This is a genomic window from Xanthomonas cannabis pv. cannabis (assembly GCF_000802365.1).
Lineage (GTDB): Bacteria > Pseudomonadota > Gammaproteobacteria > Xanthomonadales > Xanthomonadaceae > Xanthomonas > Xanthomonas cannabis.
Window position 1 is genome coordinate 1 of the sequence record NZ_JSZE01000125.1, and the last position, 16,510, is coordinate 16,510.

General features: G+C 66.0%; 18 protein-coding genes. 16 read left to right on the top strand and 2 right to left on the bottom strand.

Translation table 11 applies throughout. From position 1 onward, the window contains the following. Window positions 1-193: 193 nt before the first annotated feature. From OZ10_RS17415 to OZ10_RS17425, 3 genes are all read left to right on the top strand, one after another. Complete coding sequence (locus OZ10_RS17415) at window positions 194-820, top strand: DUF47 domain-containing protein (protein WP_039412104.1); 627 nt, start codon at window positions 194-196, stop codon at window positions 818-820. Between the two features lie 9 nt (window positions 821-829). Further along, a complete protein-coding gene (locus OZ10_RS17420) occupies window positions 830-1,957 on the top strand; it encodes an inorganic phosphate transporter (RefSeq protein WP_039412101.1) in 1,128 nt (375 codons plus the stop codon). Between the two features lie 105 nt (window positions 1,958-2,062). Next, window positions 2,063-2,824 (top strand): YdcF family protein, encoded by a 762-nt coding sequence (locus OZ10_RS17425; protein ID WP_039412099.1) that lies wholly within the window; start codon window positions 2,063-2,065, stop codon window positions 2,822-2,824. 494 nt (window positions 2,825-3,318) lie between these two features. Here OZ10_RS17425 and parE read toward each other — a convergent pair whose 3' ends face one another. Beyond that, window positions 3,319-5,208 (bottom strand): DNA topoisomerase IV subunit B, encoded by a 1,890-nt coding sequence (parE, locus tag OZ10_RS17430; protein WP_039412096.1) that lies wholly within the window; start codon window positions 5,206-5,208, stop codon window positions 3,319-3,321. Between the two features lie 161 nt (window positions 5,209-5,369). On the opposite strand from parE, the gene OZ10_RS17435 reads away from it, so the two are divergent. The 9 genes from OZ10_RS17435 to truD all read left to right on the top strand — a co-directional run bounded on the left by OZ10_RS17435 (window position 5,370) and on the right by truD (window position 13,324). Beyond that, the gene (locus OZ10_RS17435) at window positions 5,370-5,612 is read left to right on the top strand and encodes a hypothetical protein (RefSeq protein ID WP_039412093.1); all 243 of its coding nucleotides are present in this window, start codon (window positions 5,370-5,372) and stop codon (window positions 5,610-5,612) included. Between the two features lie 170 nt (window positions 5,613-5,782). Next, window positions 5,783-7,447, top strand: coding sequence for a CTP synthase (gene pyrG / locus OZ10_RS17440; RefSeq protein ID WP_039412090.1), 1,665 nt, complete (start codon window positions 5,783-5,785; stop codon window positions 7,445-7,447). Window positions 7,448-7,853: 406 nt separating this feature from the next. Further along, entirely contained in the window at window positions 7,854-8,684 is an 831-nt protein-coding gene (gene kdsA, locus OZ10_RS17445) for a 3-deoxy-8-phosphooctulonate synthase (protein WP_039412087.1), read from the top strand. Continuing rightward, window positions 8,681-9,043 carry a hypothetical protein gene (locus OZ10_RS17450; protein ID WP_081419637.1) on the top strand — a complete coding sequence of 121 codons (363 nt, stop codon included), beginning with the start codon at window positions 8,681-8,683 and terminating at the stop codon, window positions 9,041-9,043. The genes kdsA and OZ10_RS17450 overlap by 4 nt, the downstream gene beginning before the upstream one ends. Window positions 9,044-9,166: 123 nt before the next feature. After that, entirely contained in the window at window positions 9,167-10,459 is a 1,293-nt protein-coding gene (gene eno / locus OZ10_RS17455; protein ID WP_039412082.1) for a phosphopyruvate hydratase, read from the top strand. Window positions 10,460-10,462: 3 nt separating this feature from the next. After that, window positions 10,463-10,828 carry a cell division protein FtsB gene (gene ftsB / locus OZ10_RS17460; protein WP_039412079.1) on the top strand — a complete coding sequence of 122 codons (366 nt, stop codon included), beginning with the start codon at window positions 10,463-10,465 and terminating at the stop codon, window positions 10,826-10,828. Continuing rightward, window positions 10,825-11,625, top strand: coding sequence for a 2-C-methyl-D-erythritol 4-phosphate cytidylyltransferase (gene ispD, locus OZ10_RS17465; protein WP_039566205.1), 801 nt, complete (start codon window positions 10,825-10,827; stop codon window positions 11,623-11,625). The genes ftsB and ispD overlap by 4 nt, the downstream gene beginning before the upstream one ends. 3 nt (window positions 11,626-11,628) lie before the next feature. Further along, window positions 11,629-12,120, top strand: a complete 492-nt coding sequence (gene ispF / locus OZ10_RS17470; protein WP_039412074.1) for a 2-C-methyl-D-erythritol 2,4-cyclodiphosphate synthase — start codon at window positions 11,629-11,631, stop codon at window positions 12,118-12,120. Between the two features lie 100 nt (window positions 12,121-12,220). After that, the gene (gene truD, locus OZ10_RS17475; RefSeq protein ID WP_039412071.1) at window positions 12,221-13,324 is read left to right on the top strand and encodes a tRNA pseudouridine(13) synthase TruD; all 1,104 of its coding nucleotides are present in this window, start codon (window positions 12,221-12,223) and stop codon (window positions 13,322-13,324) included. Between the two features lie 96 nt (window positions 13,325-13,420). On the opposite strand, the gene OZ10_RS17480 is transcribed toward truD, so the two are convergent. Continuing rightward, entirely contained in the window at window positions 13,421-13,960 is a 540-nt protein-coding gene (locus OZ10_RS17480; RefSeq protein ID WP_039412067.1) for a Smr/MutS family protein, read from the bottom strand. Between the two features lie 99 nt (window positions 13,961-14,059). Here OZ10_RS17480 and surE point away from each other — a divergent pair, with 99 nt between their 5' ends. The 4 genes from surE to OZ10_RS17500 all read left to right on the top strand — a co-directional run. Next, the gene (surE, locus tag OZ10_RS17485) at window positions 14,060-14,839 is read left to right on the top strand and encodes a 5'/3'-nucleotidase SurE (protein ID WP_039412063.1); all 780 of its coding nucleotides are present in this window, start codon (window positions 14,060-14,062) and stop codon (window positions 14,837-14,839) included. Then, complete coding sequence (locus tag OZ10_RS17490; protein ID WP_039412060.1) at window positions 14,836-15,516, top strand: protein-L-isoaspartate(D-aspartate) O-methyltransferase; 681 nt, start codon at window positions 14,836-14,838, stop codon at window positions 15,514-15,516. The genes surE and OZ10_RS17490 overlap by 4 nt, the downstream gene beginning before the upstream one ends. Before the next feature lie 18 nt (window positions 15,517-15,534). Next, window positions 15,535-16,149: a YqaA family protein gene (locus OZ10_RS17495; RefSeq protein ID WP_039412056.1), complete on the top strand. Its 615-nt coding sequence runs from the start codon at window positions 15,535-15,537 to the stop codon at window positions 16,147-16,149. After that, window positions 16,146-16,510: LysM peptidoglycan-binding domain-containing protein (locus tag OZ10_RS17500; RefSeq protein ID WP_039566208.1), on the top strand; the 365-nt coding region annotated here is incomplete at its 3' end. The genes OZ10_RS17495 and OZ10_RS17500, both read left to right, overlap by 4 nt.

Consider the following 16,510-nt stretch of genomic DNA (forward strand, 5'->3'; position numbering starts at 1 on the left):
GGGGAATATAGGGTCGTCTTCCATAGGGTGCGCCCGAAGGCGCGCAAGCATGGTAGCAAACCACAGGGTGGTTCGAGCCGGGAAATGCCGGCGTGAAGGCCGCAGGCGGCGTCGATATACCCAGACAGGTCATGGACCGGTCATAATTCGCCCCTGGTGCCGTCCTCCCTCGACGGCAGGAAGTTCTCCACCCATGTTCTCGTTGCAGACCATCTTCGGTTCCGGCAAGCAGTTCTATTCGCTCCTGAACGAAGCGGCGCAGGCCGCCTACGACAGCACCAAGGCGTTGCACGCCATGATGCGCGAGTCCGACCGGCAGCCCGCACTGGACGCCTTCAAGCTCGCCCGCCTGCGCGAACGCGCTGCCTCCGACAAGATCGGCCAGGCCTTGGTGGACAGCTTCATGACCCCGATCGAGCGCGAAGACATCGAAGCGCTGGGTTCGGCGTTGTACAAGATTCCCAAGCAGGTCGAGAAATTCGCCGACCGCTATTCGCTGGCCACCCAGCACCTGGAACACATCGACTTCGCCCCGCGCGCGGCGATGCTGGAGCAGGCTGCCGCGGTGGTGGTGGAGATGGTCGACGACCTGCCACGCATGAACATCGATCGCATGACCGCGCTCAACGACAAGCTGCGCATGCTCGAGAACGAGGCCGACCGTCTGATGCTCGAGCTGTATCGCGACATCTATTCCGGCCGCCTGGATACGCTGCAGATGTTCCTGCTCAAGGAGTTCTTCGAGATCCTGGAAAAAGCCATCGACCGTTGCCGCGAGGCAGGGGTGGTGGTGTACCAGATCGTGTTGAAGAACAGCTGAGGTCGCCGCGTGCTTACCCTTGTTCTGGTGGTGATCCTGGCCGCGTTGGTGTTCGAGTTCATCAACGGCTTCCACGACACCGCCAACTCCATCGCCACCGTGGTCGCCACCAAGGTGTTGTCGCCGGGCTGGGCGGTGATGCTGGCGGCCGGCATGAACCTGATCGGCGCCCTCACAGGTACCGCAGTGGCGCTGACCATTGCCTCGGGCCTGCTCAACACCAACGTGGTGGAGGTCACCCCGCAGGTGATCCTGTGCGCACTGCTGGGCGGCATCATCTGGAACCTGATCACCTGGTGGAAGGGCCTGCCGTCGTCGTCCTCGCACGCGCTGATCGGTGGCCTGTGCGGCGCCGGCCTGGCCGCGGCGCACAACAACTGGGACGCGCTGATCTGGTCGGAGAACATCGGCAACTGGGCCAAGAACAAGGGCCTGTTGTGGAAGGTGTTCGTGCCGATGATCACCTCGCCGATCGCCGGCTTCCTGCTCGGCATCGTGGTGATGGTGCTGCTGTGGGCGATCATCGCCGGCATGTCCAGGCTTGGCGGTCCGATCGGGCGGCTGGCGCGGCCGCGCTGGGTCAATGCGTTCTTCGGCAAGGCGCAGATCGCCTCGGCTGCGTACATGGGCTACGCGCACGGTCACAACGACGCGCAGAAGACCATGGGCATCATCGCCATGACCCTGATCGGCGCGCAGTCGGCCGGCGCACTTGATGACCTGCCCAGCTGGCTGTCGTTCCTGCACCCGGGCACCGGTCTGGCCGCCGGTGCCGGTATCCCGATGTGGATCGTGCTGACCTGCGCGGTGGTGATGGCGGCCGGCACGGCGTCCGGCGGCTGGAAGATCATCAAGACGCTCGGCCACAAGATGGTCAAGCTGCATCCCATCCACGGCTTTGCCGCCGAAACCAGCTCGGCCACGGTGCTCACCGTGGCCGCACACTTCGGCATGCCGGTGTCCACCACGCACAGCATCTCCACCGCCATCATGGGCGTGGGCTTTGCCAAGAACCCGCGCTCGCTGCGGCTGGGCGTGATCGAGCGCATCGTCTGGGCCTGGATCCTCACCATTCCCGCGGCCGGCGGTGTGGCGTATCTGATCCTGCGCATGTTCGAGCTGTTCGGCTGGACCTGACACGGTGTCGCGGTGCGGTCACGCACCGCGACCACGATGCGGCCCTTGCGCAAGCGATCTGCCACCGGCGGTGTGCCTGCGCGTTCTGAGTGAGACCCTGCCTCGATGATGCTTGCCCTGGTGTGCGTGTTGTTCGGGTTTGCCTGGTTGATCGATCGCCGCGGCCTGCGGCGATTTTCGCGTCTGCTGGGCGGCATCAGCCTGGCGCTGGTGTTTGCCGTGGGCTGCGGCCCGTTGCCGTCATGGATGCTGCAACACCTGCAGCGCACCGGGGTCAACGACTTCAACGCGTGGGGCGCGCGCAACGTCATCGTGCTGCTCGGCGCAGGCACGGTGCGCCCGGAGGGGAGTGACGCGGTGGCCGAGGCCAACATGTTCGCCTACGGGCGCATTGTCGAATCGGCGCGGCTTTACCAGCAGTGCCGCCGCAGCGGCGGCGATTGCAAGATCGAGATCAGCGGTGGCGACGCGCGCGGCCTGGGCCTGTCCGAGGCGGTGGTCTACCAGCGCGTGTTGATCGGGCTGGGGATCGAGCGGGCGGATCTGATCATGGAGCCCTCCAGCATGAACACCTGGCAGAACGCGCAGTTCAGCCAGCCGCTGCTGCGCGCGCACCGGCCCGACCGCATCGTGCTGGTGTCCTCGGCCACGCATCTGCGCCGCGCCGAGCTGTACTTCCGCCACTTCGGCATCGACGCCGTGCCGGTGCGTGCGGACTGGCTGACCGCCTCCTGGTCGGTGCTGCCGCAGAGCTACAACTTCACCCTGGCCGATGTGGCCCTGCACGAATACCTGGGCATCGCGCGCTACCGCGTCTACCAGTGGCTGGGCTGGAACGTCAGAGCCACCGAGCCCGGCGCGGTCTGAGCGGCACTGCAGCCCCGATGCAGCCGGGTCATCGCCCGGCGTCGACACGCTGACTTTTCTGCCGACACTCGCGTGACGACGTTCACTATCGCCATGGTGGTCGGCGCGATGCTGCCGTCCAGCAGCAGGTCGCTGGCGCGCTGCGTCGGAACGTTGCGGAGCGGGTCAATGGGCTTACGTTGGAGCAGTGCCGATGCTGGACCCCTGGGGCCCGGTGAATGCGCAGGCAGGCATGGATGCCGTGTGAATCGACGCGGCCTGCGAGGTAGGTGGCCTGGTCCGCTCAAGGATGCGCGTCGCCAAAAGCGCGCCCTTCTCCCTTCGGGACATAGTCCGCCTTAATGGGGGAGAAGCTGCCGCAGGCGCGGATGGGGGTGCCGGCGAAGCCTCGCGTCATCCATTACACAGTGGCTTCGCCCGGCACCCTTACTCCAATCCCTCTTTCGGCGGGAGAGGGGCTTCAACTTCCGAAGCGTTTTAAGTTTCCAGCGGTTTCAAACTTCCAACGAAGCCAGATCACCCTTGCTCTCAAGCCACTGCTTGCGGTCGCCGGCGCGCTTCTTGGCCAGCAACATGTCCATCAACGAACGGGTCTGTTCGCCATCGTCGATGGTGAGCTGCACCAGCCGGCGGGTATCCGGATGGATGGTGGACTCGCGCAGCTGCTGCGGGTTCATCTCGCCCAGGCCCTTGAAGCGGGTGACGCTGATCTGGCCCTTCATCTTTTCGCGCGCAATCTTGTCCAGCAGCGTGGTCTTTTCTTCTTCGTCCAGCGCATAGAACACCTGCTTGCCCACGTCCACGCGGAACAACGGCGGCATCGCCACGAACACGTGGCCAGCGGCCACCAGTGCAGGGAAGTGCTGCAGGAACAGCGCCGTCAGCAGCGTGGCGATATGCAGGCCGTCGGAGTCGGCGTCGGCCAGGATCACCACCTTGCCGTAGCGCAGCCCGGTGATGTCGTCCTTGCCGGGGTCGCAGCCGATCGCGATCGCCAGGTTGTGCACTTCCTCGGAGGCCAGCACGCTGCCGGACGCCACTTCCCAGGTGTTGAGGATCTTGCCGCGCAGCGGCAGGATCGCCTGGAAATCCTTGTCGCGCGCCTGCTTGGCCGAGCCGCCGGCCGAGTCGCCTTCGACCAGGAACAGCTCGGTCCGCGACAGGTCCTGGCTGATGCAATCGGCCAGCTTGCCGGGCAGGGCCGGGCCCTGGGTCACCTTCTTGCGCACGATCTGCTTTTCGGTCTTCAGCCGTGCGCTGGCACGGTCGATGGCGATCTGCGCGATCTTCTCGCCGATCTCCACGTTCTGATTGAGATACAGGCTGAAAGCGTCATGCGCGGCGCCTTCGATGAAGCCGGCGGCCTGGCGCGACGACAGGCGTTCCTTGGTCTGCCCGGAGAACTGCGGGTCGGTCATCTTCAGGCTGAGCACGAAGGTGACCCGGTCCCAGACATCTTCCGGCGCCAGCTTGACGCCGCGCGGCAGCAGGTTGCGGAAATCGCAGAACTCGCGCAGCGCATCGGTCAGGCCCGAACGCAGACCGTTGACGTGGGTGCCGTGCTGCGCGGTGGGGATCAGGTTGACGTAGCTTTCCTGCACCAGCTCGCCTTCCGGCACCCAGGCCGCGGCCCAGTCCACGATCTCGGTGTCCTTCTTCAGGCTGCCCACGAACAGCTCGGCCGGCAGCAGTTCGTGCTCGGCCATCTCGCCTTTCAGATAGTCGCGCAGGCCGTTTTCGAAGTACCAGCTGTCCTGCTCGCCGGTGGCTTCGTCATGCAGCTTGACGGTCAGGCCGGGGCACAGCACCGCCTTGGCCCGCAGCAGGTGGCGCAGTGCGCGCACATTGAATTTGGGCGTGTCGAAGTACTTCGGGTCGGCCCAGAAGCGCAGCCGCGTACCGGTGTTCTTCTTGCCGACGGTGCCGACCACTTCCAACTTGGAAGCGGCGTTGCCGTCGCGGAACTCCATGCGGTGCTCGCTGCCTTCGCGCTTGATGAACAGCTCGACCTTGGTCGAGAGCGCGTTGACCACGCTCACGCCCACGCCGTGCAGGCCGCCGGAGAAGGTGTAGTTGCGGTTGCTGAACTTGCCGCCGGCGTGCAGCCGGGTCAGGATCAATTCGACACCCGGGATCTTCTCTTCCGGGTGGATGTCCACCGGCATGCCGCGGCCGTCGTCGGACACCTCGCAGCTGCCGTCCTTGTACAGCGTGACCTCGACCTGCCGGGCGTGGCCGGCCAGCGCCTCGTCGACCGAGTTGTCGATCACTTCCTGCGCCAGGTGGTTCGGGCGCGCGGTGTCGGTGTACATGCCCGGGCGGCGTTTGACCGGGTCCAGGCCCGACAGCACTTCAATATCGGCAGCGTTATAACGGGTGTTCATGCATCTCGTTGGCACGTGAAACGACGCGCAAGTGTGGGGGCTGAGGCAACATTTTGCACGTGGCAGGCGTTCAGTGCGGGGCGGGGTGCCGGTGGCTACCCTGGCGTTGGTTTCGGAACCAAACGTCCCCACCTGAGGATGTCACCGAACCGGAGGACACCATGAAGTTCAAGCATATTCTGATGCTCACCCTGGGTGCGGCCGCCGTGGCGGCACTTCCCGCCATGGCGCAGGCGGCCCCGCAGCAGGCCGGGCAGGGCGCCAGCGCGCAGAAGAGCGACGACGCCAAGGCCAAGACCGACGCCGAGCGCAAGGCCGAGCGCCGCGCCGCTGCCGCCGCGCAGAAGCCCAAGGCCGACAGCGCTCCGCGCGAGGAAGAGGAAGAAGAAAAGCCCTCGCGCTGAGTCTTCTGTCAGGTCATCGCGTGACATGGACGCCCCGGCTTCGGCCGGGGCGTCTGCATTTGCAGGTGCGTAGCCGAATTTTCCGCGCGGGATGGCCTCGCCGTCACGCAACCCTTGGGCATTCGCCCGTCACCCGTTAAACTATGGCTTTCCGGGAGGCCTTGAGCCCCATGACTCCCCTGATTTTCGTAACAGGCGGTGTAGTGTCCTCGCTAGGCAAGGGCATCGCCGCAGCTTCGCTTGCGTCCATTCTTGAAGCGCGTGGCCTGAAGGTCACGATGATGAAGCTGGACCCGTACATCAATGTGGACCCGGGCACGATGAGCCCGTTCCAGCACGGCGAGGTGTATGTCACCGACGACGGTGCCGAAACCGACCTGGACCTTGGCCACTACGAGCGCTACGTGCGCACGCGGCTGTCGCGCAAGAACTCGGTCACCACCGGGCGGATCTACGAAAACGTGATCCGCAAGGAACGTCGCGGTGATTATCTGGGCGCCACCGTGCAGGTGATCCCGCACATCACCGATGAAATCCGCCGTTGCATCGACGAGGCCACGGCTGGGTTCGATGTGGCGCTGATCGAGATTGGCGGCACCGTGGGCGATATCGAATCGCTGCCGTTCCTGGAAGCGATCCGTCAGGTACGCACCGAGCGCGGCGCCGAAAAGGCCATGTTCATGCACCTCACCCTGGTGCCGTACATCGCGGCGGCCGGTGAGTTGAAGACCAAGCCGACCCAGCATTCGGTCAAGGAACTGCGCTCGATCGGCATCCAGCCGGACGTGCTGCTGTGCCGCTCCGAGCAGGCGGTGCCGGATTCGGAGCGTCGCAAGATCGCACTGTTCACCAATGTCTCCGAACGCGCGGTGATCAGCTGCCCCGACATCGATGTGCTGTACGGCATGCCGCTGGAATTGCTGCGCCAGGGACTGGACGAATTGGTCATCGACCAGTTCAAGCTGCGCGACAAGGTCGCCGACGCCGATCTGTCCGAGTGGGCGGCGGTCGTGGATGCGGTCAAGCATCCGCTGGACGAGGTCAACATCGCCGTGGTCGGCAAGTATGTCGATCACCAGGACGCCTACAAGTCCGTGGCCGAAGCGTTGCGTCACGGCGGCTTGCGTCAGCGCACCAAGGTCAACCTGAAGTGGCTGGAGGCGCAGGATCTGGAGGGCAGCGACATGTCTGCCTTGCAGGACATCGACGGCATCCTGGTGCCGGGCGGTTTCGGCGACCGCGGTTTCGAAGGCAAGGTGCAGACCTCCAGGTTTGCGCGCGAGCACAAGGTGCCGTACTTCGGCATCTGCTACGGCATGCAGGCGGCGGTGGTGGACTATGCGCGCCATGTTGCCGACCTGGACGCGGCCAACAGCACCGAGAACGATCGCCAGTCGCCGCATCCGGTGATCGGCCTGATCACCGAATGGCGCACCGCCACCGGCGAAGTCGAAAAGCGCGACGAGAAGTCCGACCTGGGCGGCACCATGCGGCTGGGCTTGCAGGAGCAGCGGCTCAAGCCGGGCACGCTGGCACGCGAGGTCTATGGCAAGGACGTGGTGGCCGAGCGTCATCGTCACCGCTACGAGTTCAACAATCGCTACCGCACCCAGCTGGAAGACGCCGGTCTGGTGATTTCCGGCAAGTCGATGGACGACACGCTGGTGGAAGTGGTGGAGCTGCCGCGCGATGCGCACCCGTGGTTCCTGGCCTGCCAGGCGCACCCGGAATTCCTGTCCACGCCACGCGACGGGCACCCGTTGTTCATCGGCTTCGTGCGTGCCGCGCGCGAAAAAAAAGCTGGCGGCAAGTTGCTCAAGGAAGCGCGTGCGTGAGTTCCTTCTCCCCTTGGGAGAAGGTGCCCTGAAGGGGCGGATGAGGGCGCGCCGCAACGCACTGGAAGATGGCAGCCATGACGAGCGCGTCCCTACGCGCCAGCCAGGGCAAACCATCATGCTTCAGCAGTGCTTCGCAACCGCACCCTCACCCCAACCCCTCTCCCGGTGGGACAGGGGCTCAGATCATGGCGACTCCCTTCTCCCTTCTCCCGTCGGGAGAAGGTGCCCCGTAGGGGCGGATGAGGGTGCGCCGCAATGCACTGGAAGGTGGCAGCCATGACAAGCGCGTCGCTACGCGCCAGCCAGGGCAAACCATCATGCTTCAGCAGTACTTCGCAACCATTCCCTCACCCCAACCCCTCTCCCGATGGGAAAGGGGCTTCAATCGAAATAAGGTGACCTGATGAAACTGTGTGACTTCGAAGTTGGCCTGGATCAGCCGCTGTTCCTGATCGCCGGCCCATGCGTGATCGAGTCGATGCAGCTGCAGCTCGACGTGGCCGGCAAGCTCAAGGAGATCACCGGCAAGCTCGGGGTCAACTTCATCTTCAAGTCGAGCTTCGACAAGGCCAACCGCACCTCCGGCACCAGCTTCCGTGGCCCGGGCCTGGAAGAAGGCCTGAAGGTGCTGGACGCAGTGAAAAAGCAGATCGGCGTGCCGGTGCTCACCGACGTACACGAATACACCCCGATGAACGAGGTCGCCGCCGTCGTCGACGTGCTGCAGACCCCGGCCTTTCTGGTGCGCCAGACCGACTTCATCAAGAACGTCTGCGCCGCCGGCAAGCCGGTCAACATCAAGAAGGGCCAGTTCCTGGCGCCGTGGGACATGAAGCCGGTGGTGGACAAGGCCAAGTCGACCGGCAACGAGCAGATCATGGTCTGCGAGCGTGGCGCCTCGTTCGGCTACAACAACCTGGTCAGCGACATGCGCTCGCTGAGCGTCATGCGCGATACCGGCTGCCCGGTGGTGTTCGACGCCACCCATTCGGTGCAGTTGCCGGGCGGGCAGGGCAGCAGCTCCGGTGGCCAGCGCGAATTCGTGCCGGTGCTGGCGCGGGCGGCGGTGGCGGTCGGTATTTCCGGCCTGTTCGCCGAAACCCATCCGGATCCGTCCAAGGCGCTGTCTGATGGCCCCAATGCGTGGCCGCTGGACCGCATGCAAGAGCTGCTGGAAACGCTGATGGAACTGGACGCTGTCACCAAGAAGCACGGGTTCGCGCGCTTCGCATGAGTTCCGATCCGTGGGCGTTGGCGGCATCGTGTCGCCAACGCCGGCACTGGCGGCACTGGCCCTGGGGCTGGATGGCGTTGGGTTTGTCGCTTGCAGCATGGGCCTGTCTGGCCGTCATGGCCTTCTTGGTAACCGCCAGCATCGGCATGCCAGGCGACGGCAACCATGCGATGCAGGCCACGCGCGTTCCGATGTTTGTCACGCTGTGGGCAGGCGCGCTGGTGGCGCTGGGTGGGTTTGTCGCCAGCCCGGTCGCGTTCTCGCTGCGTCGCCAGCCGGGCGCTGCAGCCATGGGCCTGGCGCTGCTGCTGCTCTTGCTACTGCTGTCTTGTTTGTCGCTGCTGGGACTGAAGGCCTAGCTGCCTAGTCTTGCCGGTCAGGCGCTCATCGGGCCAATGCCATTTGGCAATGGACCGGTGTGCAGCGATAATCCGGCAGCTTGTTTCCGGTGTACTTCCCCCTTACTGGTAACCGATCGACCTATGACCACTATCGCCAAGATCCTCGCCCGCGAAATCCTCGATTCCCGCGGCAATCCCACGCTGGAGGCCGAAGTCACGCTGGACGACGGCTCGTTCGGCCGCGCCGCCGTGCCCTCGGGTGCCTCGACCGGCACCAAGGAAGCGGTGGAGCTGCGCGATGGCGACAAGACCCGCTACCTGGGCAAGGGCGTGCGCCATGCGGTGGACAACGTCAACGGCACCATCGCCGAGACGCTGAAGAACTTCGATGCGGCCGACCAGCAGGGTCTGGACCGTCGCCTGATCGATCTGGATGGCACCGAGAACAAGGGCCGCCTGGGTGCCAACGCACTGCTGGGTGTGTCGCTGGCCGCCGCGCATGCCGTGGCCGCCTCGCGCAAGCAGCCGCTGTGGCAGTACCTGTCCACCATCACCGAGGCCGACGTCAAGCTGCCGGTGCCGATGATGAACATCATCAACGGTGGCGCGCATGCCGATAACAACGTCGACTTCCAGGAGTTCATGGTGCTGCCGGTGGGCTGCAGTTCGTTCTCCGAAGCGCTGCGCGCCGGTACCGAAATCTTCCATTCGCTCAAGTCGGTGCTCAAGGGCCACGGCCTGAGCACGGCGGTAGGCGATGAAGGTGGCTTTGCGCCGGACTTCCGCAGCAACGTCGAAGCGCTGGACACCATCCTCGAAGCGATCGGCAAGGCCGGTTACACCGCCGGCGAAGACGTGCTGCTGGGCCTGGACGTGGCCTCCAGCGAGTTTTACGACAACGGCAAGTACAACCTGGTCGGCGAGAACAAGCGCCTGACCAGCGAGCAGTTCGTTGACTTCCTGGCCGACTGGGTCGCGCAGTACCCGATCATCAGCATTGAAGACGGCCTGGCCGAAGACGACTGGTCCGGCTGGAAGCTGCTGACTGACCGCGTTGGCAAGAAGGTGCAGCTGGTGGGCGACGATCTGTTCGTCACCAACCCGAAGATCTTCAAGCAGGGCATCGACTCGGGTACCGCCAATGCGATCCTGATCAAGGTCAACCAGATCGGTACGCTGACCGAAACGCTGGAAGCCATCGCCATGGCGCATGCGGCCAATTACGCATCGATCGTGTCGCACCGCTCGGGCGAAACCGAAGACACCACCATCGCCGACATCGCCGTGGCCACCACTGCCACGCAGATCAAGACCGGCTCGCTGTGCCGCAGCGACCGCGTCGCCAAGTACAACCAGCTGCTGCGCATCGAGCAGGCACTGGGGTCCGGCGCGCGTTACGCCGGCCGCGACGCGTTCGTCTCGATCAAGCGATAAGCCGTGCGCAACTGGCGCTGGCTACTGCTGGTGCTGGCGGTGCTGCTGGCTTGGCTGCAGTACCGCTTCTGGTTCGGGCCTGGGAATTCCGGTGAAGTCATGATGCTGGAAGCCCAGGTCGCGCATCAGACACAGGACAACGAAGGTCTGCGCCAACGCAACCAGGCGTTGGCAGCAGAGGTGAAGGATTTGAAGGACGGCGAAGCGGCAATCGAGGAACGTGCACGCAGCGAGCTGGGCATGATCAAGCCGGGCGAGACGTTCTATCGCGTGGTCGAGGATGCGCCGCTGCCGTCACCCGCATCCACTGACGCAGCGGTCCCCGCACAGCAAGCGCCCGACGCCACCGATCCGGTGGATCACCCATGACCGGCTCCATTTGGGCGATCGTGCCGGCCGCGGGGCGCGGCACGCGGTTTGGCGGGCCTGTGCCAAAACAATATCTGCCTGCCGGCGGTCAGCCGTTGATGGCGTATACGCTGGCGGCGCTGGCCGCGCACCCGGCGGTGGCCGGCATCCTGGTGGCGATCGCCCCCGGCGATGCCGACTGGCCCGGCTGGACTGCGGTGGAATCCACACCGGTGCTGACCTGCGTCGGAGGCGCCACGCGTGCGGCCTCGGTACTGGCCGGATTGCTGGCCTTGCCCGAGAGCGTGCGTGCCGACGATTTCGTGCTGGTGCACGATGCCGCGCGGCCGAATCTGGCCCTGGCCGATCTGGACCGCCTACTGGAAATCGGCCGTGGCGACCCGGTCGGCGCGATCCTGGCCGCACCGGTACGCGACACGCTCAAGCGTGCCGGCGACGATGGTGGCATCGACGGCACCGAACCGCGCGAACGCCTGTGGCGTGCGCTCACGCCGCAGCTGTTTCGGCGTCACCAACTCATCCGCGGCCTCACCGAAGCGTCGGCGGCCGGGGTGGAGGTGACCGACGAGGCCATGGCGATGGAGCGCCTGGGGCTGCGCCCCCTGTTGGTGGAAGGCGCCGAAGACAACTTCAAGGTCACCACGCCGACGGATCTGGCGCGTTTCGAATTCGAACTGGCGCGGCGGGGCCCGGAGCCCTGGAGCCGGGACCCGGACAGCCTCGGTCCAGCGTCTACTGTCTTGGCATCTGCCGTTCCGGGTCCCGGGTCCCGGGTTCCCGGTCCCGAAGAGGTTTGATCCATGTCCTTCAATTTCCGAATCGGCCAGGGCTACGACGTCCATGCGTTCGGCGATGGCGATCACGTGATGCTCGGCGGTGTGCGCGTGGCGCACAGCCAGGGCGTTCTGGCGCATAGCGATGGCGATGTGGTGCTGCATGCGCTGTGCGATGCCATGCTGGGCGCGCTGGCGCTGGGCGATATCGGCGTGCATTTCCCGCCCTCCGACGCGCGCTGGAAGGACGCTGACAGCGCGCAGTTCCTGCAGCATTGCGACCAGCTGCTGCGCGAGCGCGGCTGGCGCGTGGGCAACGCGGACATCACGGTGATCTGCGAGCGGCCCAAGGTCGGCCCGCATGCGTTGGCCATGCGCGAGCGCATCGCCGGCCTGCTAGCGATCGAGCTGGATGCGGTCAGCGTCAAGGCCACCACCAGCGAAAAGCTCGGCTTCACCGGTCGCAGCGAAGGCATCGCGGCGCAGGCGGCGGTGCTGCTGGGCAAGATCGCCGTCTAGACGCGCTCCTGCATGCCGCGCATCGGCATGCGTCCTCACATTCCGCGCCGAGAGCTCGGCACACCGCGCGCGATGGGTCGGCGCAAAGGCGAACACCACCATGAGCGAAACCTCCCAGCTTCCACGCGCACACGGGCCTGCAGTGCTGAGCGCGGCAATGCGCAGCACCCCGGAAGACTTCCAGGTTGACGAGTTACCGTCGTTCGAGCCATCCGGCGAAGGCGAACACTTGCTGCTCACCATTCGCAAGCGCGGCCAGAACACCGCCTACGTCGCCAAGCAACTGGCGCGCTGGGCAGGCATCGCCGAGATGGGCGTCAGCTACGCCGGCCTGAAGGATCGCCATGCGGTGACCACCCAGCGCTTCAGCGTGCATCTGCCAAAACGCATCGCGCCGGATCTGGCAACGCTCGACGATGCGCAGATGCAGGTGGTCGAAAGCACCTGGCATCACCGCAAGCTGCAGCGCGGCGCGCTGCTCGGGAACCGCTTCGTGCTGACAATGCGACAGGTGCAAGGTGAGCGCGAGGCCATCGAACGACGTCTGCAGGCGATTGCGGCGCGTGGCATTCCCAACTGGTTCGGCGAACAACGCTTCGGCCGCGACGGCGGCAATGTCGCCTCCGCGCTGGCGATGTTCGGCTACGCGCAGGACGCCGACGGCTCGTTGGCCCCGGCCCCGAAGCGACGCCTGCGCAACGATCAACGCTCGATCCTGCTGTCGGCCGCGCGTTCGTCGCTGTTCAATCGCGTGCTGGGCGCACGTGTGGAGCAGGGCAACTGGGATATCGGCCTGGACGGCGAGGCATGGATGCTCGACGGCTCGCGCAGCGTGTTCGGTCCGGAGCCGTGGAGCGAGGTGCTGGCTGAACGGCTGACGCGGTTCGATATCCATCCCAGCGGCCCGTTGTGGGGCGCGGGCGAACTGCGCTCGACCGGGCAGGCTGCAGCGGTGGAGCAGGGCGCCCTGTCGGATCCGCAGTCGGAAGTCTTGCGTCAGGGCCTTGAAGCGGCAGGATTGAAGCAGGAGCGCCGCGCATTGCGGTTGCGTCCGCAAGGCCTGGATTACCGCTGGCCGGAAGCGCAGACCCTGCAGATGGAATTCGCACTGCCGCCGGGCTGCTACGCCACCGCGGTGCTTTGGGAATTGGGAGAAGTCAGCGACGCCGGCCGTGCCGCGCCGCAGCTGCGTACCGACGCCTGAGCGTCGTTCTCGTAGGAGCGGCTCTGGCCGCGACAGGCATGTCTCCGGCGCCCCGCGCCGCCAGGACCGCTCGTGCACGGCCTCGCCAGGTTGCGACTACTTCCGCGCCAGCAACACCAGCAAGGCCCCGGTGCCACCCTGGGTGGGCGGCGCCGAATGGAACGCCAGCACATCGTTGCGCTGGCGCAGCAGGCGGTCCATCAGGTTCTTCAGCACGGGCGTGCCGTTGTCCGACTGCAGGCCCTTGCCGTGGATGATGCGCACGCAGCCATGTTCGTGCGCATGCGCCTCGAGCAGGAACTGGCGTAGCAACGCCTCGGCCTGCGCTGCGGTGGCGCCATGCAGATCCAGTTCGTCCTGCACCGAAAACTGGCCGCGCTTGAGTCGCTGGAACAGGCGGGCCGGAAGCGTGTCGCGGCGGTAGCTGGCAGTGTCGCCCGCCTCCAGCGGCCCGCTGTCGCGCAGCAGGCGGGCAAATTCCGAATGCGCGTCGGCCTCGTCGCGCTCGGCCATGCGCGCGCGCGGTTTCGGTCGCGGCTTGGCATTGGCCGGCGGCGCGACCTCGCGGATCGGCTTGACCGTGCCGATCGCCGCGCGAAACAGCGCGGCGTCGTCTTCGTCTTCAGGGTGGGACATGGCAACAGCGTAACCGTTCCAACCTCAGACGTACGCGAAGATCAAGCGCGAAGCCCAGGGACGCATCCGGTATCATGGCCCGGTTTTCCGAGGAGTCCCATGCGCGTACTGGTTAGCAACGACGACGGTGTCGACGCCCCCGGCATCCAGGTATTGGCCGAGGCGCTACGCCATGCCGGTCATGAAGTGATGGTGGTCGCGCCCGACCGCGACCGCTCCGGCGCCAGCAATTCGCTGACCCTGGATGTACCCATCCGCACCCGCCGCATCGATGCGCAGACCTGCGCGGTGGCCGGTACCCCGACCGACTGCGTGCATCTGGCGCTGACCGGAATGCTGGATTACGACCCCGACATCGTGGTGTCGGGCATCAACAATTCGGCCAATCTGGGCGATGACGTGATCTATTCGGGCACCGTCTCCGCCGCGATGGAAGGCCGGTTCCTCGGCCTGCCTGCGGTTGCGGTGTCCTTGGTCACCCACAACCACCAGGCGCACAACTATGCGACCGCCGCGCGCGCTGCGGTGGAAATCGTCGCTCGCCTGAAGGCCGACCCGTTGCCGGCCGACACCATCCTCAACGTCAACGTGCCGGATCTGCCCTGGTCGGATGTGCTTGGTTTCGAGGTCACCCGGTTGGGCAACCGTCACCGGTCCGAGCCCTGCGTGGAGCAGCGCGATCCGCGCGGCCGCACCGTGTACTGGATCGGCCCGGCCGGTCCCGAGCAGGATGCCGGCGCCGGCACCGATTTCCATGCGGTGCGTACCGGGCATATCTCGATCACGCCCATCCACGTCGATCTCACCCGCTATCAGGCGCTGGAGACCGTGGCCGGTTGGGTCGGTGGGCTGACCGCTGCGCTGGACGCACCGGCATGACGCCGAGACTGCGCATGCTGCAACCGGAATCGGTCGGCATCGGCATGACCTCGCAGCGCGTGCGCGACCGCCTGGTCGAGCGCCTGCGCGAGGCCGGCATCCAGGACGAGGCCACGCTCAATGCCATGCGCACCGTGCCGCGCCATCTGTTCATCGATGAAGCGCTGGCCTCGCGCGCCTACGAAGACACCGCACTGCCGATCGGCCACGGCCAGACCATCTCCCAGCCCTGGGTCGTGGCGCGCATGACCGAGGCGGTGCTGCAGGTCGCGCCCACCAAGGTGCTCGAAGTGGGCACCGGCTCCGGCTACCAGGGCGCGATCCTCGCGGCGCTGGGCCTGGAGGTCTACACGGTCGAGCGCATCGGCGACCTGCTGCGGCAGGCGCGCAAGCGCTTCCGCCATCTGGGCATGAACGTGCGCAGCAAACATGACGATGGCCGCATCGGCTGGCCCGAGCATGGCCCGTACGATGCCATCGTGGTCACTGCCGCTGCGCCGGCATTGGTCGATGCCTTGGTCGATCAGCTGGCGGTCGGCGGACGTCTGGTCGCACCGGTGGGTGGTGCGTCCTCGCAGTCGCTGGTGCAACTCACCCGTGATGCCGACGGCGCCATCGCACAACAGGTTCTGGCCCCGGTCACGTTCGTCCCGCTGTTGTCGGGCATGCTGGATTGACCCCATGAGAGTTCCTCGATGAAGATTTTCGGGCCGTTGTACGACGTGGCCATCCGTTGGTCGCGCCACCGCCGCGCTCCTGCGCTGCTGACCGGCCTCAGTTTCGTGGAGGGCTTCATCTTCCCGGTGCCACCGGAGGTGATGCTGGCGCCGATGTCGCTGGCTGAGCCCAAGCGCGCGCTATGGTTCGCCACGCTGAGCCTGATCGGCTCGCTCAGTGGCGCGCTGGTGGGCTATTTGCTCGGCCACTTCGCCTTCGCCGCGCTGCAGCCGCTGATTGAATGGCTGGGCTGGAGCGCAAAGATCCAGGTGCAGATCGAAACCCTGCGCGCGCTGGTGGCCGAGTCGCCGTGGAAGGCATTCTGGGCCCTGGTACTGGTCGGCTTCACGCCGATCCCGCTGAAGATCTTTACCTGGGCTTCGGGCGTGGTCGGCGTGCCGATCCTGCCGTTCATCGCCAGCATGCTGGTCGGTCGCGGCAAGCGCGTGTATCTGGTGGCCGGCGCGATCCGGCTGGGCGGTGCGCGCGCCGAAGCCGCGCTGCATCGCTGGATCGAGCCGTTGGGCTGGGTGGCGATGGCCGTGCTGGCGGTGGGAGCAGGGTGGCTGGTGTGGAAGACAACCAACGGATGAGCAAGTTGCAGATGAATTCGGTACGTAAGACAGCAGTCCTGCTCATGGTGGCGGCCGGGCTGGCCGCCTGCAGCAGCGCCACGGTGGTGCGATCGCCGGGAGCCGGCGGTGGTTCGTCGTCCCCCCGTCCATCTGCGGCGCCGCGTCCGTCGGTGCCGCGCCCCGGTGCAACGGTGACCGTCCAGCGTGGCGACACCCTGTATGCCATCTCGCGCCGTACCAACATCACCGCGCCGGACCTGGCTGCGTGGAACGGCCTGTCCTCGCCCAACACGATCTATCCCGGCCAGACCCTCAAGCTATATCCGCCAGGTGCGAGCAAGCCCGGCAGCAACAGCGCCCCGGTTGCCGGCACCGTGGT

What these genes read in the sequence shown, in the direction of transcription:
- OZ10_RS17490 (WP_039412060.1), top strand. Translation starts at nt 14,836, where the DNA reads ATGACGCCGAGACTGCGCATGCTGCAACCGGAATCGGTCGGCATCGGC.
- OZ10_RS17450 (WP_081419637.1), top strand. Translation starts at nt 8,681, where the DNA reads ATGAGTTCCGATCCGTGGGCGTTGGCGGCATCGTGTCGCCAACGCCGG.
- kdsA (WP_039412087.1), top strand. Translation starts at nt 7,854, where the DNA reads ATGAAACTGTGTGACTTCGAAGTTGGCCTGGATCAGCCGCTGTTCCTG.
- OZ10_RS17480 (WP_039412067.1), bottom strand. Translation starts at nt 13,960, where the DNA reads ATGTCCCACCCTGAAGACGAAGACGACGCCGCGCTGTTTCGCGCGGCG.
- parE (WP_039412096.1), bottom strand. Translation starts at nt 5,208, where the DNA reads ATGAACACCCGTTATAACGCTGCCGATATTGAAGTGCTGTCGGGCCTG.
- eno (WP_039412082.1), top strand. Translation starts at nt 9,167, where the DNA reads ATGACCACTATCGCCAAGATCCTCGCCCGCGAAATCCTCGATTCCCGC.
- ispD (WP_039566205.1), top strand. Translation starts at nt 10,825, where the DNA reads ATGACCGGCTCCATTTGGGCGATCGTGCCGGCCGCGGGGCGCGGCACG.
- pyrG (WP_039412090.1), top strand. Translation starts at nt 5,783, where the DNA reads ATGACTCCCCTGATTTTCGTAACAGGCGGTGTAGTGTCCTCGCTAGGC.
- surE (WP_039412063.1), top strand. Translation starts at nt 14,060, where the DNA reads ATGCGCGTACTGGTTAGCAACGACGACGGTGTCGACGCCCCCGGCATC.
- OZ10_RS17415 (WP_039412104.1), top strand. Translation starts at nt 194, where the DNA reads ATGTTCTCGTTGCAGACCATCTTCGGTTCCGGCAAGCAGTTCTATTCG.
- OZ10_RS17495 (WP_039412056.1), top strand. Translation starts at nt 15,535, where the DNA reads ATGAAGATTTTCGGGCCGTTGTACGACGTGGCCATCCGTTGGTCGCGC.
- truD (WP_039412071.1), top strand. Translation starts at nt 12,221, where the DNA reads ATGAGCGAAACCTCCCAGCTTCCACGCGCACACGGGCCTGCAGTGCTG.
- ispF (WP_039412074.1), top strand. Translation starts at nt 11,629, where the DNA reads ATGTCCTTCAATTTCCGAATCGGCCAGGGCTACGACGTCCATGCGTTC.
- OZ10_RS17425 (WP_039412099.1), top strand. Translation starts at nt 2,063, where the DNA reads ATGATGCTTGCCCTGGTGTGCGTGTTGTTCGGGTTTGCCTGGTTGATC.
- OZ10_RS17435 (WP_039412093.1), top strand. Translation starts at nt 5,370, where the DNA reads ATGAAGTTCAAGCATATTCTGATGCTCACCCTGGGTGCGGCCGCCGTG.